An 11,571-nucleotide genomic window follows, 5' to 3' on the forward strand; every position below is an offset into this window, starting at 1 on the left:
TCATTCAACTATTTCATGCCGATGCATTTTTCTGAACGGCACTTTTAGGAACCTACTCATGAAGCAATTAGTTATCACTATTTTAGGGCACGATCGCCCCGGCCTTGTCGAAGACATTTCGTCTGCTATTTTAAGTCATCATGGAAACTGGTTAACAAGTAACTTGAGTCATTTAGCTGGACATTTTGCAGGAATTTTAGAAGTAACAGTACCTGAGGAGCATCTTAAAGAGTTGCAAGTTGCACTCGATGAGTTGCCAGATCTAGAGGTCAAAATTGAAAACGGTGTCGAGTCAATTGAAAACACCCCCGCTGAAACATTGAACTTTGTTATCACAGGTAATGATCGCCCAGGGATAGTGCAAGAGCTTGCCAGTGTTATTAGACACAAAGGTGCCAGCATTACTCACCTAAACTCTAAACAACAAAGCGCGCCAAATTGGGGAGTACCTATTTTTAGCGCTGTGGCAACAATTGAACTTCCTCAAGGCATGAACAAAGATGAAGTTGTTAATGCACTAGAGGCTATTACAGCTGATTTGATCGTTGACATTGAGTCAGCGTAAACCTTTCCCATACTGTCGTAAATTCCCATGACAAACATGTAATGCAATTGACATGTTTGTCATGATAATGTCATCTTTTTGTACTACCTTTTAAGGAGACGTTATTTAAGGAATGAATCATGAATGCGTGCTCAAACGTGTCGCAAACAATCACTTATTTTGCACCAGAGTTAAGTTGGCTGTCATTTAATGACCGAGTGCTTCAAGAAGCAGCTGACGAAAACAACCCCATTATAGAACGCATGCGCTTTTTGGGGATTTTTTCTAATAATTTAGATGAGTTTTTTAGGGTTCGTGTTGCTGACGTAAAACGCCGAATACTACTAAATAAATTACCTGATACGAATTTTGATGAAGATGAGATATTACTTGCTGAAATTCAGCAAAAAGTCCTGCAATTAACCAAAAAATTTAATGCCATTCACCAGCAAATCCTCTGCGACTTAAATGATCATAACATCCATGTTGATCGCCCAGAGGCACTCAGTGATTTTCATATCAGTTGGTTAAAAACTTTTTTTCATGACAAAGTTCTTCAGCATATTTCTCCCATCATGCTGGATGAGAATAAAGATTACTCTGATCATATCAACGATACAATGACCTACATCTTTGTCGAAATGCTCAGTGATAAAAGCCATTATGCGATGCTCGAAGTGCCAACCGATAGAGTCCCTCGGTTTGTAATTTTACCTCCGGAGAAAACGCGTCGTCACAAAACAATTGTATTACTCGATGATATAATTTTGTTTTTTATTAATGATGTGTTTAGTAACTTTTTCAGTTTTAACGAAATACAAGGTCACTCAATCAAACTCACCCGTGACGCTGAGTACAACTTAGACGACGAGCTAGAAGAAGGTATTCTTGATAAAATGTCCAAAGGCTTAAAGCAGCGAATTTATGCCGAGCCAGTTAGGCTGGTATACGACCAAGTAATGCCTGAGTCGATGCTTAAAGTGATGAAGAAACGCTTAGGGGTCACCCATCATGATGCCCTTATACCAGGTGGGCGCTATCGGAACTTTAGGGATTTTATTGGCTTCCCTAATATAGGACGCCAATACCTAGAGAATAAAAGCTTACCCGTTTTACAAAGTAGCTCATTTAATACCCATGCAAGTGTGTTTGACGCGATTACTCAGCAGGATATATTACTTTACTACCCTTACCATACTTTTAATCACTTACTTGAATATGTACGTCAAGCGGCGTTTGACCCAAAAGTTACACAAATCAAAGTAAATATTTATCGGGTCGCCAGTAAATCTCGATTAATCTCATCGCTAATTAATGCGGCAAAAAATGGCAAAAAAGTCACCGTTATGGTGGAGCTAAAAGCACGCTTTGATGAAGAAAATAACATAAAATGGGCAAAGGTATTGAGCGCTGCGGGCATTAAAGTTATTTTTGGCATCCCCGCATTAAAAGTACACAGTAAATTATGCATTATCCATCGCCGTGAAAAAGGCCAAATTGTAAAGTATACACATATAGGCACCGGCAATTTTCACGAAAAAACAGCTAAAATTTACACTGACTTTAGTTTGTTTACCAAGCATAGCGGCATTTGTGATGAAAGTGACAGCGTATTTAAATTTATAGAAAACAGCTATAAACCGTTTGTTTTTGAGCACTTAATGATCTCACCTGTTAATGCGCGAACAGTCCTTAATAAATTGATCTTGCAAGAAGTAACAAATGTCGAGAACGGTAAATCGGGCAAGATATCGATTAAAGTCAATAATCTTGTTGATAAAGAACTGATTGATAATTTGTATTTTGCTGCGCGCAAAGGGGTCAAGATTAAAATCATAGTACGTGGTATGTGCTCTTTAGTGCCTGGCATTGCAAATTTTAGCGACAATATTCGTGTAATCAGTATTGTCGATCGCTTCCTAGAACACCCTCGAGTCATGATATTTGGTACTAAAGGCGAAGAAAAAGTATATATCTCATCAGCAGATTGGATGACACGTAACTTAGATCACCGTGTTGAAGTGGGTGTTCCCATTTATGATGAAAAGTTAAAACAACTGATTATTGATATTATTGATTTACAATTTAAAGACCGCACAAAAGCACGTATTATTGATAGTGAGCAAAAAAACCTCTATGTCAAACGCGGTAATCGCAAAAAGATTCGCTCACAAATAGCAATCCATGACCTCTTAAAAAAATGGGAACACAATTACCATAATGAATAATTACCCTTCAATTGCTGCCGTTGATTTAGGCTCAAATAGTTTTCACTTAGTGGTAGCAAGAGAAGTGGATGGCTCTTTGCAGATTCTTCATAAAGAGAAACAGCGCGTATATTTGGCTGATGGATTGGATGATAAGCACCAACTTAGTCAAGCTGCGACCGAGCGGGCTTTAGCCGTATTGAAACAGTTCGCCACTACATTACAGGACTTCCCTGCGAGTAATGTAAAAATAGCCGCAACATATACCCTTAGGCGCGCCAAGAACATTAATGCATTTTTAACACAAGCAAGTAAGGTATTTCCTTATCATATTGATGTTATATCAGGGCAGGAAGAGGCACGTTTAATTTACCAAGGCGTGGCTCATTATATCCATCATGATGAAAATCGCTTAGTTGTCGATATTGGTGGTGGCAGTACAGAACTAATAATTGGCAAACATTTTGAACACTCATTGCTCAGTAGCCGTAATATGGGGTGTGTTAGTTGTAGTAAGCAGTTCTTTGCTGATGGGATCATTAATGGAAAACGCTTCAATAAAGCGCAAATCAGAGCAGAGCAAGAGCTTGAGGTTATTTATGCCAGCTATATGAGTGCAGGCTGGGACGCGGTGGTCGGTACCTCAGGAACAATTAAGTCGATTCTTGCAATGATTATTGCAAATGATCCACAACAAAAAACCATTACCCTAGAGCGCCTACTTGAATTAAAAACGCAGTTTATCGCAGCTAAAACGATTGATAACTTACTTATCACGGGATTAAGCCCTGAGCGCCAAGCCAGTATTTGCGGCGGGTTGGCTATTTTAATCGCTATTTTTAAGTTATTTAGTATCGACGAAATGGATTACAGTGACTTCTCATTGCGTGAAGGGCTACTTCATGAAATGCAGCAAAAGTTAGCACTAAAAGACATTCGTACCAATACAATCGCTAACTTAAGCGAAAGAAATGCTATTGATAAAGTACACGCTGGGCGAGTCGCAAACACCGCGGACTGGCTTTTTATTCAAGTGCAAAAAGAGTGGCAATTGGACTCACTGGATAACCATCAATTACTTGTTTGGGCTGCGCAATTGCATGAAATAGGCTTAAGTATTAACTCATCGGGCCTACATAAGCACAGTGCCTACGTCGTTGAAAATAGTCAGCTGCCTGGCTTCACACAACAACAACAAACATTGCTGAGTTGTTTGATACGTTTTTATCGTAAAAAGATTCGCTTAGAAGCATTTCCTCAACTTCTCTCGTTACCCCATTTTCAGATATTACAACTCATAGTTTTACTCAGATTAGCGGTATTATTAAATCAAAAGCGCCTAAGTGATCAACACCAAGATTTGGCGGTAACCGTGAAGGGAAACAGTATGTTATTGCAATTCCCTGTGGGGTGGCTAAGCGAACAAACCTTGCTATTAGCTGACCTACAACAAGAGCAAAAATACTTAAAGAAAGTCGGATTTTTAATCGACTTTGTTTGAATGAAATAACACGGGTAGTCAGTGCTACCCGTATATTTTTTACATATCCATATGACGATTTGAGCTTTGCATCATTTGTTTGATACCTTGCTGCTCAAGCTCTAATAACTGCGCTATTTTTTCTTTACCGTTTTCTGTTTTAGCTCGAGACAATAAGTACTCATATAACTCAATCACCGCTTGGTGTTGCTCCGTTAAATATGCCTGAATAACGTGCTCATCGACCTGTTTACCTTGATCAAGATCGTTAAATGTTAGCAACTCTGGATTTTTAGCGAAATACTCATAACAGTATGTATCGAGTGTATTAATTTCAGTGATCACTTTAAAACCAACCAAATCCTCGGCTAATTTTTTTTCATACTCCAAATAATACTCAACCAACATTTGATTATGTTCATCAAGGCTGCCTTTCACACTATGGAAGTTTGCTGCCATCTGGGTGTGAAAAAGTATCGTCCAATCGTACACTTCTTGTATCGTTTTAACTTGCATGTGTATTCCTTTTTTACTCACGTGATGGATAACTCAGTGCGGGTTTTGTGCCAAAACATTTAATCCTTTTAAATCAACCATGAATACGGGTGGCGTGATATACAAAGCACTTTTTAAGGGTACAAGTTACACACCACCAGTAAAAGTTATAGACCGTTTAAATCACTTCAGTGATTGCTTTCGCCACAGTAAATATACGCTAGGTAATACCAATAGTGTCAACACTATCGCGCTAAACATGCCACCGACCATAGGCGCTGCAATACGGCTCATTACTTCGCTGCCTGTTCCAGTGCCGTAGAGCACAGGCAGTAAACCGATGATAATAGTGGCGACTGTCATCATTACTGGGCGTACTCGCAGGCCTGCGCCTTCGATAATAGCTTGTTTAAGCTCAATAAAGCTAAGTGCTCTACCAGCTTGTTGTGCTTGCGCGCACTTTTCATTGTAAGCTTGGTTTAAGTACACCAACATGATCACCCCAATTTCAACCGCGACCCCAGCAAGGGCAATAAAGCCCACACCCACGGCAACTGAGAAATTAAAGCCTTCTATGTACATAAGCCAGATCCCCCCAATCATTGCCAAGGGTAGAGTAGCCATAATTATTACCACTTCTACAAAGCTTCGAAAGTTGAGGTACAACAGCACAATAATAATCGCTAAGGTCAGTGGTAATATATAGGCAAGCTTATCTTTAGCACGCTCCATGTACTCATATTGCCCTGCCCACGTTATTGAGTAACCCGGTGGCAACACTAATTGCTCGTCGAGCACTTGGCGCGCATTGTCTACATAACTGCCAATATCAATGCCATCAATATCGATAAAGCTCCAACCGTTTAAACGAGCGTTTTCACTTTTAATACCTGGTGGGCCGTCTTCAATAAACACATCGGCCACATCGGCAAGTGCTATTCTTTGCCCTGTTGGGGTTACAATTGGCAATAACATGAGGGCTTCTGGCGAATCGCGATAATCCTGCGGATAACGCAAGTTCACCGAGTAACGCTCTTGCCCTTCAACCGTTTGCGTGACATTCATGCCGCCAATAGCGGTAGCAACCACTTGCTGTACGTCAGCAATGTTTAAACTGTAACGGGCTGCTTTTTCACGATTGATATCTACCTTGATATAACGTCCACCAGCTACTCGCTCTGAGTAAACGGAAGCCGTGCCGGGCAAGTCTTTAAGTAAGACTTCTATCTGCTGGCCAATTTTTTGAATTTCATTCAAGTTTGGCCCTGCGACTTTAATGCCTACCGGCGTTTTAATCCCGGTTGCCAGCATATCGATACGGGTTTTGATTGGCATAACCCACGCATTTGTCAGGCCTGGAAACTTCACTAAGCCATCGAGCTCTTTTTTCAATTTAGCTAAGGTCATGCCTTCGCGCCATTGATCTTTTGGCTTGAGCTGAATAAAGGTTTCAATCATGGTTAGTGGTGCAGGATCGGTGGCGGTTTCTGCGCGCCCGACTTTACCAAATACTGTTAGCACCTCTGGTACTGTGGCTATAAGCTTATCGGTTTGCTGTAAAATCTCACGCGCTTTACCAATCGACAAACCTGGGTAAGTGGTGGGCATATACATTAAATCGCCTTCATCCAGCGGCGGAATAAACTCACTGCCAATTTTATTCACTGGGTAAAAACCAATAATGGCGACTACCAGTGCTAACAACAAGGTCATTTTAGGGAACCGTAAGACGAGATTCAGTAATGGTTTATAGGTGTTAACCAGTAATCGATTAACCGGATTTTTCTGCTCTGAAATGACTTTGCCACGAATAAAGTAGCCCATCAAAACAGGCACTAAAGTGATTGCTAAACCCGCAGATGCTGCCATGGCATAGGTTTTGGTGTACGCAAGCGGGGAAAACATACGACCCTCTTGCGCTTCTAAAATAAACACCGGCATAAAACTTACGGTAATAATCAATAAACTAAAAAATAGTGCGGGACCGACTTCACTGGCCGCATCGGTGACCACTTGCCAGCGGTTTTCGTCAGTTAATGGTTTTTTTTCCATATGCTTATGCATGTTTTCAATCATGACGATTGCGCCATCAGTCATCGTGCCTATGGCAATCGCAATACCGCCGAGCGACATAATATTAGCGTTAATGCCTTGCCAATACATGATGATAAACGCCGTTAAAATTCCCAAAGGTAAAGTAACAATAGCCACCAAGGATGAGCGCACATGAAACAAAAAAACGACACAGATCAGAGCTACTACAACTAGCTCTTCGACTAGCTTGCTACTAAGGTTATCTACGGCATTTTTGATCAAATTTGAACGGTCATACACAGGCACTATTTCAACGCCTTCTGGCAGGCCTTTTTTTAGAGACTCGAGCTTTGCTTTTACCAGCTCTATGGTTTTTTGTGCGTTTTCGCCATAGCGCATTACCACTACGCCACCCGCGACTTCGCCCTCGCCGTTTAACTCTGCAATACCACGGCGCATTTGTGGGCCGAGGCGAATGTCGGCTACATCGCGTAATTGCAGTGGTGTGCCGTTGGCGTTAACACCCAGTGGAATGGCTTCTAAATCAGCCACGCTTTTTATATAACCCGAGCTGGTTACCATGTATTCAGCTTCGGCCATTTCTACTACCGAGGCGCCCATTTCTTGGTTGCCTTGCTTTATGGCCGTTTGAATTAAACTAAGCGGAATACCATAAGCCCGCAGTTTATCTGGCTCTACATTAACTTGGTATTGTTTAACCATACCGCCCACCGAAGCCACTTCTGATACCCCTGGGACGGTTTGTAATTCAAACTTCAAAAACCAATCTTGTAAACTACGTAACTGGCTAATGTCATGCTGATTAGTTTTATCTACCAGCGCGTATAAATAAATCCAACCAACACCGGTGGCATCTGGGCCAAGCTCTGCGGTTGCGGCATCAGGTAAACGGCTAGCAACTTGGCTTAAATATTCTTGTACTCGGCTTCGTGCCCAATAAAGATCAGTGTTTTCGTCAAAAATGACATACACGTAGGAGTCACCAAAAAATGAAAAGCCCCGTACTGTTTTCGCCCCAGGTACTGAAAGCATGGCAGTGGTCAGCGGAAAAGTAACCTGATCTTGCACTACTTGTGGCGCTTGTCCAGGGTAGGAGGTTTTTACAATCACCTGCACATCTGATAAATCGGGCAAAGCATCAACTGGAGTATTTTTTACCGCAAATAAGCCACCTCCAATCAATATTGCTGTTAATAACAAGACAAAAAAGCGATTAGTAACGGACCAACGAATAACTGCTGCTATCATAATGCCCCCTAGTGACCACTGTGTGATTGCATGCTTGATACAGTATCAATACGCTGGATGACAAATTCACCGTCTTGCACACTGAAGGTAAATGTCAGCTTTTGCTGCACTGCAAGGTGACTTAAATCAACACTTTCAGCAAATGTAAAGTCCATAGTGGCAGGACCTCGATTCCATTTTTTAATTGCGCCACGACTGATATTGGCAATTCGTTTGTCTTTATCAATAGTATTGATACTGCCTGTTACCGTAGCCATGCTGTCAGCTTCATCCATCATATGAGTTGAATCCATTATATGAATAGCGCTTATCAGATAACTGTTATCCGCTTTTTTTGTTAGCTCAAAATGCAAAGCTTGCCCTGCTTGCAACGCCTTAAAATCAACGCTATCGGCAACGGTAAAGTCCATGGTCATACTAGGCCAATCTAATTCATCCATTGGTTCATGGCTAATATTCACCATACGATGATCTGCCATAACACTATTCACCACGCCTTTCCCCCATACGCTGGTGATAGCTGCTGGTGTTTGCATACGTTTAAAATCGGAGCTTTTGCTTGATTCAGAGTCCAACAAAAATTGTGCTGAGATGACGACTTCATCATCGGCATTAATACCCGCCAAGATAACCGTGTTATCACTATCGCTGCGACCAAGTTCTACTGCCACTGATTTAAAGCGACCTTCACCTAGAGCCACTACCACCCGGTCTTGCGAGCCGGTCCGAATAACAGCTTCTTTTGGCACAATAAGTTGTTGTTCAGCGTTAGCATTAATGGTCACCTGCGCAAACATATTTGGCTTTAGTTGATGATCTTGATTGTTAAAGCGCAAGCGCACTCGTAATGTACGGTTTTTAGCATCCAGCGTTGGGTAAATATAATCAACTCGACCTCGCCAACTTTGCCCTGCGATATAGTCAAGTGTCATGGTAACCGGTAAACCCACTTTTATAAGCTGCGCTTGGCGCTCGAATACTTCAGCCTCGACCCACACTTCATCGAGTTGACCAATGCTCATCATTGAAGTACCGGGTTTCACATAAAAACCTTCACGGATATTAAGTTCATTCATTACACCGCTTTGTCGGGCGTAAAAGGTAATATTTTGCATCACTTTTTTATTTGCTTGTAAACGCTCAACAAAACCGTCTGACACATTCAATGCCTTTAAGCGTGCTTTGGCTGCGCGAATAAGTACGGAATTATTGCGATTCACGGCCAATACAAACTCTTCTTGTGCGTTTACCAGTTGCGGTGAATATAAGGTATACAGCGGTTCACCTTTTTCAACCTTATCGCCAGCAGCTTTAACGTACAAAGTTTCTATCCAGCCTTCAACACGCGGGTGAATATGTACTAATTGATCTTGATTAAATTGTACGTAGCCCACTGTTCTCACTTCACTTTGCAATGCTTTAAGCTGTACTTTTGCGGTTCTAACGCCAAGGTTATTAACCACTGTAGGAGATATTGTTACTGTACCGGGGCCGTCTTGGTCATTGCTCTCACTCTCAGCATAAACAGGCACTAGCTCCATGCCCATGGGAGAAAGGCCCGGTTCATCACGGCGATAATTACTATCCATAGGTGCAACCCAATACAGGGGGCGTTGTTCTGATTTAACCGTTACAGAATCTCTTGAGTGATCCGTAATAACAAAGCCAATTGAGGCAATACCTATCCCGAATAATACTGCTATAAGCAGTTTTAAATTAATGTTCATTATGCTCTCCTGCAAGTAGCTCTGCCATCACAACAGCATCTTTGCTGCTTGCATAATAATTCAAGCGCGCAATAATAATTTGTTGATCTATTTGGATATTCAACGCGTCTATTTTGGCGTTCAGCTCGCTAATACGGGCGCGCATCACTTCTGAAAAATCACCATCATCGCGGGTATAAGCATTTAATGTCGCTTGTGCTTGTTCTGCCATTTGTGGCAATAGCTTAGTTTGATAAAGCGCGTCACGCTGCTGTAACCTTTTAAGCTGGCTAAACTCTTTAAAATACATCCCTTTGAGCGTTTGTAGTGCGATCAATTTCTCTGTTTTCACCGACTCAGCCATGGCAATTGCAGCATTAACTTGTTGGTCTTGGCGATTATCGGTAAATAGCGGTAAATCGATACTAATACCGATAGAAAACAAATCGGCGCGAGAGTCGCCCGTCGGCGTATCATCACGATAGCCATAGCCCATATTCACACCAAGCTGCGGTTTATAGCCTTGTTTAGCCACTGCAACTTCGGTTTGTTTAGCAGCAATGCTTTGTTCTATAGCAACGATGGCAGGATGTTTCATCAGCAGCGGCATGAGCTGCTCAAATTTAAGCTCTGCAAAGTCAGCTAATGGCTTAATTTCATCGCGCTTAGCGCTCACAGGTTGAGTTAACATACTCATCGGTAGCCATTGCGACATCCGTTTTTTTGCACTTTCAAACTGCTGCTCTAGCATCACTAATTTATCTTCAAGGCGGGTTAACTCTAACTGCGCGCGAATAATATCTTGCTGACGGGTTTTACCTACAGAGCTGGCATAACTTGATTCGGTAATATCAATCAATTGTGTAAACAAAGCTTTATCTTGCTCAATCAGCGCAATACTTTGCTGAGCCCGATATGCGTTGAGCCAAGATTCAATAATAATGGTTTTAACCTGGGCAAGTCTGTCGGCACGCAACCAAGGATATTGCTGCGCTGATTGAGCTAAAGCTTGCTGTTTCAGCTCTAGGCTGTTACCACGACTAAACATTTGGCTTACACCCACTTTTAACTGGGTCATGCCTTCCTGATCAAAAGCATATCCATCCGTTGGTAAACTCATCAGCCCTAAGGTTAATACCGGATCAGGTAGCGTGCCTTCGGCTAAGCTTTGTGCTTGCACAGCAACTTGTTGATATTTATTGGCCTTCAGCCAAGGCTCGTTATCAAGCGCATAATCGAGCGCTTGTTTAAGGCTTAGCTCGTTACTGTGTGCTGATGTTGCAGTACCTAACAGCAAAGCTAAAATACTGACTTTAAATATAGAAAAGTGTTTCACACTACTCTCCAGAAAAATTAAAAAAATGATTAATTTAGAGGCAGTAATAGGTGATTTTTAATATAATTTAGTAAATTTTAGACGCACCTATCCTGCAATTAAGCAGGCATAGGAGGGCGATATAACGAACTGGCTATATAATGTTGTTCTTGCGGGGTGTAGAGCTGTACTTTATCGGAATTGAGTAGCACGGCGGTAAATAAACTTTCCATACTCAACATAGAATGAGTACTACATGCGCTCATTGGACAAGCGCACTCTTGGTTGCTTGTTGCGTCGTCATCGCAGCAATCCATATTCATCATACCTGATGACATATCATGATGCATATCGGTAGTATCAACAGCTTGCACCTGAGCTTGGCTCATATGAGGCATTTCGCATGACATAGTTACAGACGCAACAGCTTGACCCACTAAAGTGAGTAACAAGACTATGGCCAATAAACTCTGGTTAATACGTTGCAACACAATGCCTTTTAAAATTAGGTTCTAGGTTCT

At 41.7% G+C, this 11,571-nt stretch carries 8 protein-coding genes; 3 read left to right on the forward strand and 5 right to left on the reverse strand.

Annotated elements, in window-relative coordinates:
- The first annotated feature begins 58 nt into the window (after nt 1-58).
- From CSC79_RS16530 to CSC79_RS16540, 3 genes are all read left to right on the forward strand, one after another.
- Nucleotides 59-565, forward strand: a complete 507-nt coding sequence (locus tag CSC79_RS16530; protein WP_099296851.1) for an ACT domain-containing protein — start codon at nt 59-61, stop codon at nt 563-565.
- 119 nt (nt 566-684) lie between these two features.
- Nucleotides 685-2,772 (forward strand): polyphosphate kinase 1, encoded by a 2,088-nt coding sequence (gene ppk1, locus CSC79_RS16535; protein ID WP_099296852.1) that lies wholly within the window; start codon nt 685-687, stop codon nt 2,770-2,772.
- Nucleotides 2,765-4,252: an exopolyphosphatase gene (locus CSC79_RS16540; protein WP_099296853.1), complete on the forward strand. Its 1,488-nt coding sequence runs from the start codon at nt 2,765-2,767 to the stop codon at nt 4,250-4,252. The genes ppk1 and CSC79_RS16540 overlap by 8 nt, the downstream gene beginning before the upstream one ends.
- 39 nt (nt 4,253-4,291) lie before the next feature.
- On the opposite strand, the gene CSC79_RS16545 is transcribed toward CSC79_RS16540, so the two are convergent.
- The 5 genes from CSC79_RS16545 to CSC79_RS16565 all read right to left on the reverse strand — a co-directional run bounded on the left by CSC79_RS16545 (nt 4,292) and on the right by CSC79_RS16565 (nt 11,541).
- Nucleotides 4,292-4,747, reverse strand: a complete 456-nt coding sequence (locus CSC79_RS16545) for a hypothetical protein (RefSeq protein WP_099296854.1) — start codon at nt 4,745-4,747, stop codon at nt 4,292-4,294.
- A 162-nt stretch (nt 4,748-4,909) separates the two neighbouring features.
- Complete coding sequence (locus CSC79_RS16550) at nt 4,910-8,029, reverse strand: efflux RND transporter permease subunit (protein ID WP_099296855.1); 3,120 nt, start codon at nt 8,027-8,029, stop codon at nt 4,910-4,912.
- 8 nt (nt 8,030-8,037) lie between these two features.
- Nucleotides 8,038-9,756 carry an efflux RND transporter periplasmic adaptor subunit gene (locus CSC79_RS16555; RefSeq protein ID WP_099296856.1) on the reverse strand — a complete coding sequence of 573 codons (1,719 nt, stop codon included), beginning with the start codon at nt 9,754-9,756 and terminating at the stop codon, nt 8,038-8,040.
- On the reverse strand, nt 9,746-11,071 hold the full coding sequence (locus CSC79_RS16560) for a TolC family protein (RefSeq protein WP_099296857.1): 1,326 nt from the start codon (nt 11,069-11,071) through the stop codon (nt 9,746-9,748). Before CSC79_RS16560 ends, CSC79_RS16555 begins: the two co-directional genes overlap by 11 nt.
- 98 nt (nt 11,072-11,169) lie before the next feature.
- The gene (locus CSC79_RS16565; protein ID WP_237114046.1) at nt 11,170-11,541 is read right to left on the reverse strand and encodes a hypothetical protein; all 372 of its coding nucleotides are present in this window, start codon (nt 11,539-11,541) and stop codon (nt 11,170-11,172) included.
- Nucleotides 11,542-11,571: the final 30 nt, after the last annotated feature.

This window comes from Pseudoalteromonas sp. 3D05, assembly GCF_002723455.1.
Lineage (GTDB): Bacteria > Pseudomonadota > Gammaproteobacteria > Enterobacterales > Alteromonadaceae > Pseudoalteromonas.